The 14,824-nt window shown below is 65.9% G+C and carries 20 protein-coding genes; 10 read left to right on the forward strand and 10 right to left on the reverse strand.

Annotation, left to right across the window (positions count from 1 at the left end):
- Positions 1–23 precede the first annotated feature (23 nt).
- Positions 24–1,103 carry a phosphoribosylformylglycinamidine cyclo-ligase gene (gene purM / locus MAB_RS03825; RefSeq protein ID WP_005064223.1) on the forward strand — a complete coding sequence of 360 codons (1,080 nt, stop codon included), beginning with the start codon at positions 24–26 and terminating at the stop codon, positions 1,101–1,103.
- Positions 1,104–1,132: 29 nt separating this feature from the next.
- On the opposite strand, the gene MAB_RS03830 is transcribed toward purM, so the two are convergent.
- Entirely contained in the window at positions 1,133–1,312 is a 180-nt protein-coding gene (locus tag MAB_RS03830) for a DUF3073 domain-containing protein (protein ID WP_005085639.1), read from the reverse strand.
- Positions 1,313–1,427: 115 nt separating this feature from the next.
- Positions 1,428–2,522, reverse strand: a complete 1,095-nt coding sequence (gene ygfZ, locus MAB_RS03835; RefSeq protein WP_005113221.1) for a CAF17-like 4Fe-4S cluster assembly/insertion protein YgfZ — start codon at positions 2,520–2,522, stop codon at positions 1,428–1,430.
- A 70-nt stretch (positions 2,523–2,592) separates the two neighbouring features.
- Between ygfZ and MAB_RS03840 the strand changes: the two genes are divergently transcribed.
- A complete protein-coding gene (locus MAB_RS03840) occupies positions 2,593–3,447 on the forward strand; it encodes an aminodeoxychorismate lyase (RefSeq protein WP_005087166.1) in 855 nt (284 codons plus the stop codon).
- Between the two features lie 336 nt (positions 3,448–3,783).
- Here MAB_RS03840 and MAB_RS03845 read toward each other — a convergent pair whose 3' ends face one another.
- On the reverse strand, positions 3,784–4,401 hold the full coding sequence (locus tag MAB_RS03845) for a heme-binding beta-barrel domain-containing protein (RefSeq protein ID WP_005064231.1): 618 nt from the start codon (positions 4,399–4,401) through the stop codon (positions 3,784–3,786).
- A 287-nt stretch (positions 4,402–4,688) separates the two neighbouring features.
- Between MAB_RS03845 and MAB_RS03850 the strand changes: the two genes are divergently transcribed.
- From MAB_RS03850 to MAB_RS03865, 4 genes are all read left to right on the forward strand, one after another.
- Positions 4,689–5,123 (forward strand): hypothetical protein, encoded by a 435-nt coding sequence (locus tag MAB_RS03850; protein ID WP_005096761.1) that lies wholly within the window; start codon positions 4,689–4,691, stop codon positions 5,121–5,123.
- Between the two features lie 193 nt (positions 5,124–5,316).
- The gene (locus MAB_RS03855) at positions 5,317–5,973 is read left to right on the forward strand and encodes an MspA family porin (protein WP_005085643.1); all 657 of its coding nucleotides are present in this window, start codon (positions 5,317–5,319) and stop codon (positions 5,971–5,973) included.
- 18 nt (positions 5,974–5,991) lie between these two features.
- Positions 5,992–6,564 (forward strand): hypothetical protein, encoded by a 573-nt coding sequence (locus tag MAB_RS03860; protein WP_005087171.1) that lies wholly within the window; start codon positions 5,992–5,994, stop codon positions 6,562–6,564.
- 36 nt (positions 6,565–6,600) lie between these two features.
- Complete coding sequence (locus MAB_RS03865; RefSeq protein WP_005085645.1) at positions 6,601–7,170, forward strand: hypothetical protein; 570 nt, start codon at positions 6,601–6,603, stop codon at positions 7,168–7,170.
- A 48-nt stretch (positions 7,171–7,218) separates the two neighbouring features.
- Here the strand turns inward: MAB_RS03865 and MAB_RS03870 are convergent, their stop codons facing one another.
- Positions 7,219–7,596 carry a VOC family protein gene (locus tag MAB_RS03870; protein WP_005113222.1) on the reverse strand — a complete coding sequence of 126 codons (378 nt, stop codon included), beginning with the start codon at positions 7,594–7,596 and terminating at the stop codon, positions 7,219–7,221.
- 92 nt (positions 7,597–7,688) lie between these two features.
- Between MAB_RS03870 and MAB_RS03875 the strand changes: the two genes are divergently transcribed.
- Positions 7,689–8,492 (forward strand): helix-turn-helix domain-containing protein, encoded by an 804-nt coding sequence (locus MAB_RS03875; protein WP_005113223.1) that lies wholly within the window; start codon positions 7,689–7,691, stop codon positions 8,490–8,492.
- A gap of 80 nt (positions 8,493–8,572) precedes the next feature.
- Here the strand turns inward: MAB_RS03875 and MAB_RS03880 are convergent, their stop codons facing one another.
- The 6 genes from MAB_RS03880 to lmeA form a co-directional block, all read right to left on the reverse strand.
- The gene (locus MAB_RS03880; protein ID WP_005064245.1) at positions 8,573–8,878 is read right to left on the reverse strand and encodes a DUF1416 domain-containing protein; all 306 of its coding nucleotides are present in this window, start codon (positions 8,876–8,878) and stop codon (positions 8,573–8,575) included.
- A 2-nt stretch (positions 8,879–8,880) separates the two neighbouring features.
- Positions 8,881–9,714 carry a sulfurtransferase gene (locus MAB_RS03885; protein ID WP_005113224.1) on the reverse strand — a complete coding sequence of 278 codons (834 nt, stop codon included), beginning with the start codon at positions 9,712–9,714 and terminating at the stop codon, positions 8,881–8,883.
- A gap of 27 nt (positions 9,715–9,741) precedes the next feature.
- The gene (locus tag MAB_RS03890; protein ID WP_005085648.1) at positions 9,742–10,215 is read right to left on the reverse strand and encodes a DUF4395 domain-containing protein; all 474 of its coding nucleotides are present in this window, start codon (positions 10,213–10,215) and stop codon (positions 9,742–9,744) included.
- Between the two features lie 69 nt (positions 10,216–10,284).
- Positions 10,285–10,371 carry an Ms5788A family Cys-rich leader peptide gene (locus MAB_RS25460; protein ID WP_350494436.1) on the reverse strand — a complete coding sequence of 29 codons (87 nt, stop codon included), beginning with the start codon at positions 10,369–10,371 and terminating at the stop codon, positions 10,285–10,287.
- Positions 10,372–10,381: 10 nt separating this feature from the next.
- Positions 10,382–10,801 carry a thioredoxin family protein gene (locus MAB_RS03895; RefSeq protein ID WP_005073019.1) on the reverse strand — a complete coding sequence of 140 codons (420 nt, stop codon included), beginning with the start codon at positions 10,799–10,801 and terminating at the stop codon, positions 10,382–10,384.
- A 44-nt stretch (positions 10,802–10,845) separates the two neighbouring features.
- Positions 10,846–11,649 (reverse strand): mannan chain length control protein LmeA, encoded by an 804-nt coding sequence (gene lmeA / locus MAB_RS03900; protein WP_005087179.1) that lies wholly within the window; start codon positions 11,647–11,649, stop codon positions 10,846–10,848.
- Between the two features lie 143 nt (positions 11,650–11,792).
- Between lmeA and MAB_RS03905 the strand changes: the two genes are divergently transcribed.
- The 3 genes from MAB_RS03905 to pstS all read left to right on the forward strand — a co-directional run bounded on the left by MAB_RS03905 (position 11,793) and on the right by pstS (position 14,791).
- Complete coding sequence (locus MAB_RS03905; RefSeq protein WP_005092492.1) at positions 11,793–12,584, forward strand: winged helix-turn-helix transcriptional regulator; 792 nt, start codon at positions 11,793–11,795, stop codon at positions 12,582–12,584.
- Between the two features lie 22 nt (positions 12,585–12,606).
- Positions 12,607–13,497: a mycothiol synthase gene (gene mshD, locus MAB_RS03910; RefSeq protein WP_005092494.1), complete on the forward strand. Its 891-nt coding sequence runs from the start codon at positions 12,607–12,609 to the stop codon at positions 13,495–13,497.
- 163 nt (positions 13,498–13,660) lie between these two features.
- Complete coding sequence (gene pstS, locus MAB_RS03915) at positions 13,661–14,791, forward strand: phosphate ABC transporter substrate-binding protein PstS (RefSeq protein ID WP_005113225.1); 1,131 nt, start codon at positions 13,661–13,663, stop codon at positions 14,789–14,791.
- The last annotated feature ends 33 nt before the right edge of the window (positions 14,792–14,824 follow it).

Genomic DNA, 14,824 nt, shown 5'->3' on the forward strand with positions numbered 1-14,824 from the left:
GGACGGGTACCGTAATGCCCGATATGAGCGAGCGAGCCGACAAACCCAGTAATTCGTACGCCGCGGCCGGGGTGGACATCGAAGCCGGCGACCGGGCCGTCGAGCTGTTCAAGAAATCCGTCGCCAAGACGCATCGTCCCGAGGTGTTGGGCGGTATCGGCGGCTTCGCCGGGCTGTTCGCGCTCAAGGGTGGTTACCGCGAGCCGGTGCTGGCCGCCTCCACCGACGGTGTCGGTACCAAGATCGCCGTCGCACAGGCCATGGACAAACGCGACACCGTCGGTCTGGACCTGGTGGCCATGGTTGTCGACGACCTGGTCGTGTGCGGCGCCGAGCCGCTGTTCCTGCAGGATTACATCGCGGTGGGCAAGGTGGTGCCCGAGCGTGTCAGCGAGCTGGTCGCCGGAATTGCCGAGGGGTGCGCCATCGCCGGCTGCGCACTGCTCGGCGGTGAGACTGCCGAACATCCCGGGCTGATGGCTCCCGACGACTTCGATCTGTCGGCCACCGGCGTCGGCATCGTGGAAGCCGACCGCGTGCTGGGCCCGGATCGCGTGCGTCCGGGCGATGTCGTGATCGCCATGGGCTCGTCGGGCCTGCACTCCAACGGGTACTCCCTGGCCCGGCACGTGCTGCTGGAGATCGATCGGATGGATCTGTTCGGTCAGGTGGAAGAATTTGGCCGCACTCTGGGGGAGGAGCTGCTGGAACCCACCCGGATCTACGCCAAGGACTGCCTGGCGCTGGCTGCCGAGACCGAGGTACGGACTTTCTGCCACGTCACCGGCGGCGGGCTCGCGGGCAATCTGGCCCGCGTCATCCCCGATGGGCTCGTTGCCGAGCTCGACCGCGGCAGTTGGACCCCCGGCCCGATCTTCGCGATGATCGCCCAGCGCGGCCGCATCGAGCGCGCCGAGATGGAGAAGACCTTCAACATGGGCGTCGGCATGGTGGCCGTCGTCGCGCCCGAGGATGTCGACAGGGCACTTGCGGTCCTGACGGCACGGCACATCGATTGCTGGACCCTGGGCACCATCAAGAAGTCGGGCAAGGATTCAGGCAGCGAGAGCGCCCTACTCGTGGGACAGCACCCGAGGTTCTGAGAACCTCGGGTGTTTACCGCAGTGCCGTTTTAGCGGCGCCAGGCGTCCTCGTCGTCCGACCAGCGGTCGCTGGTGCGGTCGTCGTCCGGCTGAGATACCGGAGCACCCGAAAGTTCCCGGCGGAGCTGCTCAAGATCCGTGTGAGGAGAGCTGTACTTCAGCTCGCGAGCAACCTTGGTCTGCTTTGCCTTTGCCCGGCCGCGGCCCATGGGGGAACCCCCTCGCGCAATAGCGGAGCGGCCCGATTCGAGGGCGGCTCCGGTGGAGTTTGTTTATCGATCCTGACGATAGTTTAGCGTGCCGATCGACCAACTGCTGCACGCCCTAACCGCCCGGTTGGCCAGACCCCTGTCGTAGTCGGTTCACCGCATCCCTTCCGCGCTGCTCAGCATGCAGGTCGGGCAGTAGATCGAGGTCGACCGCGGCGGGTGAAGGACCCGCTGTCAGGGGTGCCGGATTGCCATTCGCAAGGGCCTCGATGACCGACCGTTTGACCAGGGCCAGCGCGATGGGGCCCAGGTCCACATGGTCGACCACCGAACCCACCCGGCCTACCGCGCGGCCGGCCGCGGCCACTTCGTCGCCCGGCGCCGGCCGATCGGCGGAACCGTCCAGATGTAGCAACACCAGCGCACGCGGTGGCTTGCCCAGGTTGTGCACGCGGGCCACCGTCTCCTGCCCGCGATAGCAGCCCTTGGCCAGATGCACGGCCCGTGGATCGTCACCGATGGCGATCCATCCGACCTCGTGCGGGATGGTCCGCTCATCGGTGTCCAGGGTGAGGCGGGGGCGGGTGGCGGCCACCCGCAGCGCCTCGAACGCCCAGAGCCCGGCGGGACGCACCCCTAAGCGTTCCGCGAGGCCCTTACCGGACGGAACGAGGAGGTCGTAGGTCGCCTCGGCCAGCGGCCACGGCACGCGCCGAATGAGGCCGCCGTCGGGCAGCGCCACCGCGTTGTCGAGCTCGGGCAGTGCCGCGATGCCCAGTTTCTCGGCCAGGCCCGCGGTGTCGGGCCCGAGCAGTGTGAAGACCTTCAGGTCGGCGGCAGCGACTTCGACCTTGGACCAGAACACCATCTTGGTGAGGAAGTCTTTGAGCGGCTGGCCGCGCCACGATTCGGTGTCCAGGTACGTGATGCCGTCCAGATCGGTTTGCACCCAGTGGTCTTCGACACGCCCCTGTCCGTCGAGGCTGAGATTCTCCCGAGTCTGGCCATGCCGCAGATCGGCGACGTGCTGGCTGGAGACGGTGTGCAGCCAGCTCAGCCGTTCTGGACCGGACAGGGCGAGCACGGCCCTGGTCGACCTGTCGATGAGGACGGCGTGCGTGAGCGCCGCACGCTGCTCACCCAGAGGGTCGCCGTAGTGCCACACCGCCCCGGCGTCGGGGTTGCCTTCGGGTACGTACACAGCCGTCATCGGTGCCTATGTTTCTTCGCGCAAGCGGCTCATCACAGTTTCAACTCTACGACCGCTAATCTCATTGCCCATGGCGGTAGCGGTGGTGGTCACACTCGACGGTGAAGTGCATGACCCATCGGTCCCGCTGCTGTACGCGGACGAGCTTGCCGCTGTGCGCGGTGACGGCGCCTTCGAGACGGCCTTGGTGCGGGGCGGCGCTGTCTGCAAGCTGGAAGCTCATTTGGGCCGGATGGCTGCATCGGCCGCGTCGATGGACCTGGCCGAGCCGGACCGTGCTGCCTGGCGGTCCGCAGTGAAGATTGCTGTACAGCAATGGAATTCGATATCGGGCGAGGATGCGATGTTACGCCTGGTATACACCAGAGGGCGTGAAAGTGGTGGAGGTGCAACGGCATATCTGACCATCGCGCCGGTTCCCGAGCGATCGTCGAGGGCACGGCGCGACGGCGTCTCGGTAATCACCCTGGATCGTGGATTGCCCGCCCAGCCTGCCGAACCGCTGCCATGGCTGCTCTCGGGGGCCAAGACACTGTCCTATGCGATCAACATGTCTGCCCTGCGGTACGCCGAAACCCAAGGGGCTCAAGATGTCATCTTTGTGAGCTCGGACGGGTTCGTGCTCGAGGGGCCGCGCTCGACGGTCATCGTGGACACCGGTGATGCCTTGGTGACACCCTTCCCCGAGCACGGGATTCTGCACGGCACCACTCAGCGCGCGCTGTTCGAGGTGGCTGCGTCCGAGGGGATCCCGTGCCGGTACGAGGCCGTTAAGCCCGCTGATCTGATTGCCGCGCAGGATGTTTGGATGCTGGCAAGTATTACCCTCGCGGCCCGGGTGCACACGCTGGACGGTGTTGCGCGCCCCGCGGGGCCGCTGGCGCCGCGGTTGCCCGAGCTGGTCGACAAGGCCATCGCGCTCTAGTTCCGATCGCTGGTTCGGATCGCCGCAGAATAAATCGGTTGTGGCACACCTCGTTGCGTCGTACCGTCGTTGGTACACAAGGAAGGAGGTGGTCCGACAAATTGATTGCTTATGGGACATGTGAGGTGGCTGCCCGCTAGCTGCAGCCATGCGCTGCGGTGTGCAAATCCACGGCAGCCACCCGGCCCCCGAACCCTCGATGAGTCCGATCGAGCCGAACGGTTCGGGGGCCGCCCCTTTCTCAGGGGTGGCGGGCCAGCAAGGCAGCCGCGAGCATGCTCAAAAGTGCGCTTTTTGCGCCGTTTTTGGCACATATGGGCATGCTCGGCAGAAAAATTAGCCCGCGAAGCGGGACAGTCGCGCGGAAAGATGCGGCTCCAAGCCGCCGTCGGCGCCCACCCGCTCTTCGACATAAGCCAGATCGCCGCCGTCGACGATGCCGTACAGCCGCTTGGCCCCGCCGATGAGCGCGCCTGATTTGCTCCGGGCCAGTGCATCGGTCACCAATTCCCAGGACGAGGCATTGAGCGGCTGGCCGTAGAACAGCTCGACAAAGCCCGCGGCATGCGCCAGCACCAGCTCGATAGCCTGGTTCTCGTCGGGATCATTGGGGTCGGGCGCAAACCGCCAGAATCCGGTCTCACGCAAGGTCAGCTGCTCGAACTGCCCGTCGGCGTCCAACCGCCACGAGCGTGCGTCCCAAGTGAGGTAGTCGCTGCCGTCGTGCGCGACGACGATCTGCTGACCGAAGCGATAGTCGCCGTCGGTGTCTCGTCCCTCACCCTCGCCGCGCCACACCCCGACCAGCGGCAACAGCGCGAGCATCGCCGCATTGAGGTCCGGGCCTTCACGCAGGTTCGCGGTATCGGCGGGGATGGGAAGGTCTTGAAAGGTGGGGAGGTTCCTGCCCACTGATGGCCGCTGTTCGGCGGCAGCCGGATCCGGTTCCGTCACGACTCGTCGGTGATCAGCCGGTACAGCGCGTACAGCGCGAACCAGGTGATGACGAGCACCGCGGCCACCAACATGATCTCGAAGAAGAGCACCACGGAAAGGGAGCTTACCTGGGATAACAGTGTGACCCACAACTCGCCGGGTAACGTCGATCTCAGCTACCGCGATGTAGGGGTGTGGCGATCTTTCCGGGGCGACTTTTATCTGCGCATTTCATGGCTGGGGCCGTCTTGGCGGCGTTCGCCGTGGTACCTGTAGCGAACGCGCAGCCGCCGAAGTTCCCGGACGTGGACTCCTATCCAGCCGTCGACCTCGCCGAATATCAGGTCATCGGGGCCCACCCGAGCATGTCGGGCTGGGTCTTCAGCACGCCCGGCGGCCTCAGGTGCCAGAGCAATATGATCGCCGACCTGGGCGTCTCGTGCACCGGGCCGATCGTCGGCGCCGCCACGGACATGAACTCCGTGGCGGTGTCGCTCACCAAGCCCGGCCTCATCGCGCGGTACGAGCAGAGCCCAGACGACCACTCGTATCCGTTACTGCCCACCGGTTCGAAGATCGCGCCCGGTAACGGCGTCGTCTGCGCGGTCCTTGCCGATGACGCCCTGGCCTGCCGGGCCAAGAAACCCGATTCCTGGCCCAAGGACACCCAGGATCCGCCGGATCGGCACTACGGCGAACACGGCTTCGTCGTGCAGCCCTCGGGTAGTTGGTCGTACTGATTCGCCCACTGGTGGGGGACAGCCGTACCTCCAGATAGCGGCAGACCCCACCTTATTCGCGTTCAACCGGCGTTCACCGGGACTCGGATCGGAGTTAACTGCGCGCTGGCTAGAAATAACCCGTTCAGTTCGGGCTGAACTGACCGGGCAGAACCGCTGCTACGGCTTTTCAGCACTCACGTGGAAGGCCGACATGGCAGGAACGTTCATTCGATGCATCCGCAGTGCGTGTTTCGCGGCAGTGGTCGTTGGTGTTGCCGTACTGCAAGCTCCCCCCGTCTTCGCGGAGCCGGTGACCATGCAGCCGGAGGACCTGGATCAGGTCACCCCGGACGGTTGGCATATCCATCTGAACAGTTACAACGAGGTCGTCAACTCGATTCCGAACCTCGCCAACGCGAGTAATTCCCGCGAGGCCTTCGTCAACCTGTACTCCTCGGCGGCCGTCAGCGGCGGACAAGGATCGATCCTGGACAGCCTCTTCATCATGGGTTATCAGCTGGGCTGCCAGTCCGATGTGTCGAGCGGACTGCAGCTGGGCGGCGCGGTCTCCGGCGGTGTCAGCGGGACCGGGTCTTTGGGTTCGAGCAACTCCATCGGCGGATCCGTCGGCGGCGGGGCCACCGGTTACGTGCAGACCGACCTGGAACCCGGCGTCATCGTTGATCTGCCGATGTCCAACATGGCGCTGAACCCGGCGGGCAGGGCGACGCTGGATATCACGAATTTGCACGTCAAGGTGGATGCCTGCGGTGGCGATGTCACTATCCGCTCCTACGCGTACCTGCGCATCTCGACTACCGGCGCCCACTCCTCGTACGCCATCTATGGCGAGCCGATCAAGATCTAGACAGGGAGGGCCGCGCACATGACATCACGTATCGGTAAGGGCGCCGGACTGCTCGCTGCCGTTGTCGGCGCCGGTATCTTCCTCGCGCCGGGTGCGCTCGCGGCGCCGTCGCCGCCGGTTCCTCCCGGTCCGCCGCCCGGATACGACGGGCTGCCGTATCACAACATGCCCGGCCGGATCGGGCACCAACCCGGCGCCTATACATACATCCTCGGCTTCTGGATGCGGCCGCGGCGGGTGCTCGACGCGGCAGGCACCGGCGCCATGACCAACACCGATTCCGCCTCGGCCGAATATGGGATGCCCGGCTCGGAATTGGGCGTCGAACCGCTGCGGAACTCGACGCTGGGGGTCGCGCCGGGCGTGCGCCCAGAATCGCCGATGGACTCGATCGGAGCGCCCGACCCTGCCGGTGGCGTGGTGCCCGGGGCCAGCATGCCCGGTGCGGCTCCCGGCGGTCTGGAAGACCCGGTCCCGGGCACGCATCAACCACCACCGGAAACGGACAGTGAGTCCGTCCAACCGAAGGCCAATGGGACCATCGGGCCCGGCTCGCTGAACAGCGGCCCGGATCCTGCCGCCTCGCACTGAATTTCCCCGAGCCGCAATAAAACCCAAGGAATCTGCATGAGATCTTGTACCCGCCGGGCCGGTGTCATCGTGGCGTTCGCCATCGCCGGCCTATTCGGCGCGCCCAGCGCGACCGCCGACCCATCGGTCCCGGGAGACCCGACCGGACAGATCTACACCCCGCCCGGCTACATCGGGTACTACCCGGGTGTTTATGGGCTGCAATCTATTTGGTCGCTGACCCCACCGCCGCGGGTGCGCGACGCGGGCGGCACACGGGCCATGACCAACGCCGACCCCGAGTCCGCCCATGTCGGGATGCCGGGCGATCGCCTGGGTGTGCAGCTGAAACATGTCACGGTCAAACCGCATGAAGCCGGTCCGCTCGGTCAGGTGTTCGGGGCCCGCCCGTCGTCGCCCATGCAGCAGACCGCAGTGCCGGAGGCGGCCGGGGGCACCGCTCCGGGGGCGACGGCCGCTACCGGCCGGCAGAACATCCCCACCGGACAGCCCATGGGTCTGGAGGATCCGTCTCCCACTGGGAACCCGCCCGATCGGCCGATGCCGGGCCTCGAGGCCAGGCAACCGGCCCGCAGTGCGGCGGCCGCACCGGACACCGCGAACTGATCCAGGTGTCGGGACGGTGGCGCCCAACGGCTATCGGTGACCGATGGCCTACTCCTTGGGTGGGCACAGACAGAACGGATGTCCGTCCGGGTCCACCATCACCCGGTAGGAGTCGCCGCCTGGCTGCTCGGAGGCAACCGTGGCACCGAGACCCGTCGCTTGGTCGACAGCGGCACCGAGGTCGTTCACGCGGAAGTCGAGATGAAACTGCTGCGGGTGCTCCTGGCTGGGCCACTGTGGTGACGAATAGTTCTGTACGCCTTGGAAATTGATATTCTGTGAGCCGATCGCCGCCGATGCGTATCCGTATTCGGGATATTCACCCGTGACCGTGCCGCCCGTGAGGTCGGCATAGAAACGGGCCAGTCTGGAGGCGTCGGAGCAATCGATGGTGAACGCAAGCAGTTGGGTAACAGCAGTACTCATGTGCTCAGGCTGCCTAAGCTGAGGCGGTGCCGTCTTGGACCAACCCGACAGAACCACGGGAGGGCCTAGGTGCGGATCCGTGGCGCGCAGTAGTGCGTCCCGAAGGGCTGTTGCCGCGAATCGATCGAGTGGTGCTGCCGGGTCGCGGACCACTGCGCGATTGGGTGGAAAGGATTTGGTCGCTCTCCTGGGCCGAACCCGTACCGGCGGACTTCTCCGGTGTCATCGCCCACCCGACGGTACATCTCACGCTTGAGGGCGGGCCGCCGGGCGAGATTCGGCACGGGCATCGGCTTCCGGCCGGACTGCTGCACGGGGTGGTGACCGAGAGATTTGCCGTCGATCTGCCGGCACCCGGCTGGGTGGTCGGCTTGCATCTCAGGCCGGGAGCGATCTTCGACCTAACCGGCACCGAGGCCAGCACGTGGACGGGTCGAGTGGTTCCCTGGGACCAGGCCTGGCCGGGCTGGGATCTGACGGCGGTATGGGAGGCGTGCGACGCGCGGGCTCGTGCCGAGGCAATCGAGAGGGCGGCACAAGAGATGTTGGGCGGTCGGCGGCCGACCGCCGACGGTCACCGTGCTCGCAGCGTCGAACGGTTGGTACGTACCGATCCGAGCATCGCATCGGTGGCGGATCTCGCCGCGAGGGCGGCGCTGTCCCAGCGCTCATTGCAGCGGTTGTGTCGCAGCCACCTCGGAGTATCGCCACGCTGGCTGCTGCGGCGGGCTCGAGTGATCGATGCTCACCAGCTGCTTTCCGAGACCGATCTCGACGTCGCGGAGGTGGCGAGCCGGTTGGGCTGGTACGACCAGGCACATCTCACCCGCGACTACACCAAGCTGACAGGCACACCTCCGGTGCGGCTGCGCCAGGAACGGCGCGAAGGCCGCTAAACGACAAGACCGCAACTGCGCACGTCGTTCTCCGGGTGGGAGGTGCGCAGTCGCGGTCTCGACGAAGAGGCCTAGGCCACTCAGCTTTCGATCTTGATGTCGACCTCGTGGATGCCTGCGCCGGTGGGGCTCACCGTCGCGGTGCCGTTGCCGGCCGACGACAACGCCCGCAGCGTCCAATCGCCCGGTGCGGCGAAGAACCGGAAGTCGCCGGTCGCAGAGGCCACCACCTCGGCGGTGAACTCATCCGAGGAATCCAGCAGGCGCACAAAGGCGCCGCCCACCGTCTGGCCGTTGCCATCGACCACACGGCCGGTGATCACGGTTTCCTTCTCCACGTCAACGCCCGCCGGAATGGCCAGGCCCTGCTTCGGTGCACTGCACATAACTAGCTTCCCAACTCGATCGGGGCTCCCACGAGAGAGCCGTATTCGGTCCAACTGCCGTCGTAGTTCTTCACGTTCTGGTGTCCCAGGATCTCCTGCAACACGAACCAGGTGTGCGAGGAACGCTCACCGATGCGGCAGTACGCGATGGTTTCCTTCTGGCCGTCCAGCCCGGCATCGGCGTAGAGCTTGGCCAGCTCTTCATCCGACTTGAAGGTGCCGTCCTCGGCGGCGGCCTTGCTCCAGGGAACGTTGATGGCGCCGGGCACGTGCCCGGGGCGCTGGCTCTGTTCCTGCGGCAGATGCGCGGGAGCCAGGATCTTGCCGGAGAACTCATCGGGCGACCGCACATCCACGAGGTTCTTCGTCCCGATCGCGGCAATCACCTCGTCACGGAACGCGCGGATCGTGTTGTCGGGCGCGGCCGCCTGGTATGAGGTCGCCGGGCGCGAGACCGTGTCGGTGGACAGCGGGCGGCCATCCAGCTCCCACTTCTTGCGGCCTCCGTCGAGCAGCTTCACGTCCCGGTGCCCGTACAGCTTGAAGTACCAGTACGCGTACGCCGCGAACCAGTTGTTGTTGCCGCCGTACAGAACCACGGTGTCGTCATTGCTGATGCCCTTGTCGGACAGCAGCTTCGAGAACTGCTGCTGGTCGACGAAGTCGCGCTTGACGGCGTCCTGCAGATCGGTCTTCCAGTCCAGCTTGACGGCGCCCTCGATGTGGCCGACGTCGTACGCGCTGGTGTCCTCGTCCACCTCCACGAACACTGTGTTGGGGGCGGAAAGATTGTCTTGCGCCCATTGGGCGGAGACCAGTACGTCAGAGCGGGCCATATAAAGGATTTCCTTCCGTGTTGTTGATTACTGGGCAGACGGTTGGGTGCGGCGGAGGCGGGTGATCAGGGGGTAGATCTGGCAGCCCAGGCAGATGCCGAAGGCAGCGTTCAGAAAGGCCGCGCCGAGTGCGAGGGCGGTGGCGATCACACCGAGCAATGTGACGCCCGTGGCAAACCCGACGGTGCCGACGGCGGCGAAGGTGAAGCCCAGCAACTGCGCGAACTGCAGCGGGGGGACCGGCTCACGTTCGGTCACCGGGCTCAGCCGAGGCTGGATCAATGTCCGGAAGATCGTTCCGTACGGGGCGCGATGCGGGCCTAACAGCGCACCGATCGCGAACACCACAGCTTGGAGCCCCAGGATCACCGCGGCGGCGGTCGGCGAAACGGCCGACACGGCCAGCGTGATGATGAGAACCGTGGTGGTGACCCAGGCGGAAAAGCGAGGGCCACGGACGTCAACCTGACTGATTGCAGGCGTTGTGTTGGCAGTGGTCATGGGTTGTTGTGCTCCTAAGGGTGGCGGACATGGCTACACCTGTTTCGGCACACTCAAAGGTGGCCGCGATTAGCAGCAACAACAGCAGCAGCCCGCGACGCGGCACAGATCGACGGCGCGTCGTTTCGTGAGCATCGGCTCAAGGCGGGCTAGCACGGCGACGAGTTTACCCCGGCTGCGTCATGCCCTGCAGCGCAGTACGCAGGTCCGTTGCCTTGGGTACCCCGGAGACCCGATAGGCCTGGCGTCCGGTGGCGTCGAAGATGAAGGTTGTCGGCAGTGACAACACCGAGAGCACCCGTGCGGCGTCCGGGTTGGCATCGATGTCGACCTCTATATGTGCGACCTCGGGATGATCGGCCGATACCTGATCGACAACCCGGCGAACCGCGGCGCACGGTCCGCACCACACCGCACTGAAGTGCACGATTGTCGGCCCGGTAGCGGACAGCTCGATGCCGGGCGGGGCCTGGACGTCATCCGTCCCACCGGGGCCTTCACGGAGCTTGCCGGATCTGCTCTTGATGGCGACAGCGATGAGGCTCGACGCCAGCAGCGCGACCGCAATCGCGATGACCGCGGTCACGAGTGGCGACGATCCGCTGGCGTGGAGAGCGGACAGGTCCGACGTCATGACTGTTTGAACGCGTCCAGGGAGATCGTTACTCCCTCGGCGATACCTTCGATGATCACATCTGATCCACGTGCACCGACCGTGGTTGGTTCGATGGCGAACGGGAGCTTTTGCCGTGGGACCACCTTGGTGAAGGCGGCGAACACGCCGGCTTGCTGTTCCTCGGGCACATCGCGATCTGCCGTTCCGGGGCCGGTCACCACGGACGTTGCGACGAGCTGTAGATCTGTCTTGTCCGGCCCGCCGACGGACACGTCGACCGAAACGGTCACCTTGTGTTGGAACTCACCCGTCTTGGGCGTGCCGGTGAACAGCAGACCGGTGCCCGTCGAAATGCCCGACTCGGTGGTGCCGCCGGTGGCGTCGTTCTGTTCCCGGGGAGGCGGCTCGACGGCCAGGTCGTTGATTCCGATGAACCGGCCCAGGTGATTCGAGTCGATGATGATCCGGCTCTCGAGGCGGTCCACCCGCAACGGGGAGTCCGGGCGGATCAGCCAGGACGCCCGCGACACGTCGATGCCGTGCAGCGTGCCTTCCAACGTTGCCTTGCCCGTCTCGGCGTGGTCGACGCCGTGCGCCTTGATCTCGATTTCCTTGTATCGATGTCTCAGGGCCTGCGGAATGAACGGAAACACCAGAATGGCCACCGACGGATCGGAGCTCAGATTGGCCTCGGTACGCAGCGTCCGGGACAGCCGGTATTCGGCGAAAATCGCAAATCCGAAGTCGGTGCCCGTGGCCGCGAGCGCCAGGGCACACACCGCCGCGATGGTGGCGATCAGGGGCTTGCGCATTCGCATATTCTGGCGCATTGCCGCGGGACCGCCGCTCCCGACAGGCCCCGCCGATGCTCACACGAGCGGCTCATCCGCGCTTACCAGCAGGTGGCGCGGTACATTATGGAACACCTGGAGACCGAAGCACCCGGGTGTTGGAGGGCTCGTTGGACCTGTTGCTGTTGACCGCTGACCCAAATCCCGATGGGGTGCTGCCGTCCCTGTCGCTGCTGGCCCATACCGTGCGACCGGTACCCAGCGAGGTGTCCTCGCTGTTAGAGGCGGGCGCCGCAGACGTGGCCATCGTCGATGCCCGCACCGATCTGGCCTCCGCGCGGGGGCTGTGCCGGCTGCTCGGCGCGGCCGGGTCGTCGGTTCCCGTGGTCGCTGTGGTCAACGAGGGCAGCCTGGTGGCGGTCAACGTCGACTGGGGTCTGGACGACATCCTGCTGCCCGGAACGGGCCCTGCCGAGATCGATGCCCGGCTGCGCCTGCTGGTGGGCCGTCGCGCGGGTGCGGTCAACGTCGAGAACGCCAGCAAGGTGGTACTCGGTGAACTGGTCATCGATGAGGGCACCTACACCGCGCGCCTACGCGGCCGCCCGCTTGATCTCACCTACAAGGAATTCGAGCTGCTGAAGTATCTGGCGCAGCACGCCGGCCGCGTTTTCACCAGGGCTCAGCTGCTGCAAGAGGTCTGGGGATACGACTTCTTCGGCGGTACACGCACCGTGGATGTGCACGTGCGACGGCTGCGCGCGAAGTTGGGCGGTGAATACGAATCGTTGATCGGCACCGTACGCAACGTCGGCTACAAGGCGGTGCGCCCGCCGCGCGCCAAGGGCGAGCCCGGCCCGTCCGCGGCCGATGACGACGACGAGTCCGATATCGACGATCTTGACGACGACGGTACCGATCAGGACATCGCCTCCGAACCGGGGGCGATCAACGCGGGGTGAATCTCCGACTAGCGTTGGCGGTATGACCGAATGGGTCCCGCTTCTCGATAATCGGCGCCAACTACAGATCCGCGAGTTGATTGTCGAGGCCACCCGCGCCGACGGCATCGCCCCGGTGGGTGAACAGGTATTGCGCGAGCTGCGGGGAACCGGCGCCAAGCACCTGGTTGCCGAGGATGGCGACGATGTGGCCGCATTCCTCAATTTGGTGGTGCCCGATGAGGCAGCCTCCGAGAACGCCACGGCGATGGCCGAATTGGTGGTGGCGCCGGCCGCACGCCGCCGCGGGATCGGTTCGGCGATGGTGAGAGAAGCACTCGCCGAAGGTGGTGCGGGCACGCGGGTCTGGGCTCACGGTGATCTACCTGCCGCCCAGTCGCTCGCCACGAAGCTGGGGCTGGTGGCGCTGCGACGGCTGCATCAGATGCGGCGCGCATTGGCCGATCTGCCCGCGATACGCGTGGACGCCAGTGTCACGGTCCGGCACTACCTTGGGCCCCAAGATGATTCGGACCTGCTGCGTGTCAACAATGCGGCGTTCTCCTGGCATCCGGAACAGGGTGGCTGGACACCAGGGGATCTGGCCGACCGGTTTGCCGAACCCTGGTTCGACCCGCGGGGATTGTTCCTGGCGCATGACGTGCAGACCGCCAAGCTGCTCGGGTTCCATTGGACCAAAAGGCATTTGGACAAGCCGGGCATGGGTGAGGTGTACATCGTGGGAGTGGACCCCGCCGCACAGGGCCGAGGGCTGGGGCACCTACTGACCCTGGTGGGGTTGCATCACCTTGCCGGCCTCGGCCTGGAGACCGTGTTGCTGTACGTCGAATCGGACAATCAGGCGGCGTTGCGGACGTACGAGCGGCTGGGGTTTGCGGTGGCGCTCACCGATGCCGCCTACGGTCGCGCCTGACAGGGCGTTTACCTGCGATAACGACCGGACTGTCAAGTCTGTGAGTTCACTTCCCGTTCACCTGCGAGCGGGTGCCCGTCCATCGACTGCCTTTAGTTTCCGGGGTGCGCGTAGAAGATCCATCCCCGTCGTCGTCCATCACACATGCGAGAAAGCGAGAGCCGTGAACCTCAAGGCCGTGAATCTCAAAAGCACCGGCACCACGATCTTCGCGGCGGCCGCCGCGGTCGCTCTGTCCGCAAGCCTTGCCGCCTGCGGTAGTGACAACACCACCGGGGCCTCGTCGTCCAGCGCCGTTTCCGCCTCGGGCGACTGCGCGGGTAAGGCCAAGCTGAGCGCGGAGGGCTCCTCGGCGCAGAAGAACGCGTTCGACATCTTCGCCAACGAGTACTCGACCGCGTGCCCCGGCAAGTCGATCAACTACAACCCCACCGGCTCGGGCAAGGGTCGCGACAACTTCATCGCCGGCCAGGTGGACATCGGCGGCTCGGACTCGGCGCTATCGGAGGAAGAGGCGGGCAAGGCCAAGGAGCGCTGCGGCGGCAACGAAGCATGGAACCTGCCCGTTGTCTTCGGCCCAATCGCGTTGGCGTACAACCTCCCCGGCGTTGACAAGCTGGTTCTGAACGCGGATACCGCGGCCAAGATCTTCACCGGTGTCATCACCGCCTGGAACGACCCCGCGATCGCCGCGCTGAACCCGGGTGCGACCCTGCCGGACACCAAGGTCACCCCGGTGTACCGCAAGGACAAGTCCGGTACCAGCGAGAACTTCGGCAAGTACCTCACCACCGCGGCCCCGGAGAGCTGGACCAAGGGCAGCAGCGGCAGCTGGGAGGGTGGCGCCGGTGAGAGCGCCGAGAAGTCCTCGGGCGTCGCCGAAAAGGTCAAGGCGCTGCCCGGAGCCATCACCTATGTGGAAAAGGGCTACGCCGACGACGTCAAGCTGCCGTACGTCCAGATCGACAGCGGTGCCGGTGCGGTGGCGCTGACCCCGGAGACCGCCGCCGCGTCGGTGGAGACTGCCAAGTTCGCGGGTGAGGGCAATGACCTCAAGCTCGATCTGGCCTCGATCTACGGGACCAAGACCGCCGGGGCCTACCCGATCGTGTTGGCCACCTACGAGATTGTCTGCTCCAAGGGTTACAAGGACGCCGACGTCGCCTCCGCGGTGAAGTCGTTCCTGACGGTCGCGGTGAACCAGGGCCAGAAGGGGCTTGCCGATGTCGGTTACGCACCGCTGCCCGCGCAGTTCAAGTCCCGCCTCGAGACGGCCATCAAGGCGCTCTCTTAGCAACGTCACGTCCCCACCCGGTGCGCTCGGGGC

It is taken from the genome of Mycobacteroides abscessus ATCC 19977, assembly GCF_000069185.1.
GTDB lineage: Bacteria > Actinomycetota > Actinomycetes > Mycobacteriales > Mycobacteriaceae > Mycobacterium > Mycobacterium abscessus.

What these genes read in the sequence shown, in the direction of transcription:
- purM (WP_005064223.1), top strand. Translation starts at nt 24, where the DNA reads ATGAGCGAGCGAGCCGACAAACCCAGTAATTCGTACGCCGCGGCCGGG.
- MAB_RS03830 (WP_005085639.1), bottom strand. Translation starts at nt 1,312, where the DNA reads ATGGGCCGCGGCCGGGCAAAGGCAAAGCAGACCAAGGTTGCTCGCGAG.
- ygfZ (WP_005113221.1), bottom strand. Translation starts at nt 2,522, where the DNA reads ATGACGGCTGTGTACGTACCCGAAGGCAACCCCGACGCCGGGGCGGTG.
- MAB_RS03840 (WP_005087166.1), top strand. Translation starts at nt 2,593, where the DNA reads ATGGCGGTAGCGGTGGTGGTCACACTCGACGGTGAAGTGCATGACCCA.
- MAB_RS03855 (WP_005085643.1), top strand. Translation starts at nt 5,317, where the DNA reads ATGGCAGGAACGTTCATTCGATGCATCCGCAGTGCGTGTTTCGCGGCA.
- MAB_RS03860 (WP_005087171.1), top strand. Translation starts at nt 5,992, where the DNA reads ATGACATCACGTATCGGTAAGGGCGCCGGACTGCTCGCTGCCGTTGTC.
- MAB_RS03865 (WP_005085645.1), top strand. Translation starts at nt 6,601, where the DNA reads ATGAGATCTTGTACCCGCCGGGCCGGTGTCATCGTGGCGTTCGCCATC.
- MAB_RS03870 (WP_005113222.1), bottom strand. Translation starts at nt 7,596, where the DNA reads ATGAGTACTGCTGTTACCCAACTGCTTGCGTTCACCATCGATTGCTCC.
- MAB_RS03880 (WP_005064245.1), bottom strand. Translation starts at nt 8,878, where the DNA reads ATGTGCAGTGCACCGAAGCAGGGCCTGGCCATTCCGGCGGGCGTTGAC.
- MAB_RS03885 (WP_005113224.1), bottom strand. Translation starts at nt 9,714, where the DNA reads ATGGCCCGCTCTGACGTACTGGTCTCCGCCCAATGGGCGCAAGACAAT.
- MAB_RS03890 (WP_005085648.1), bottom strand. Translation starts at nt 10,215, where the DNA reads ATGACCACTGCCAACACAACGCCTGCAATCAGTCAGGTTGACGTCCGT.
- lmeA (WP_005087179.1), bottom strand. Translation starts at nt 11,649, where the DNA reads ATGCGAATGCGCAAGCCCCTGATCGCCACCATCGCGGCGGTGTGTGCC.
- mshD (WP_005092494.1), top strand. Translation starts at nt 12,607, where the DNA reads ATGACCGAATGGGTCCCGCTTCTCGATAATCGGCGCCAACTACAGATC.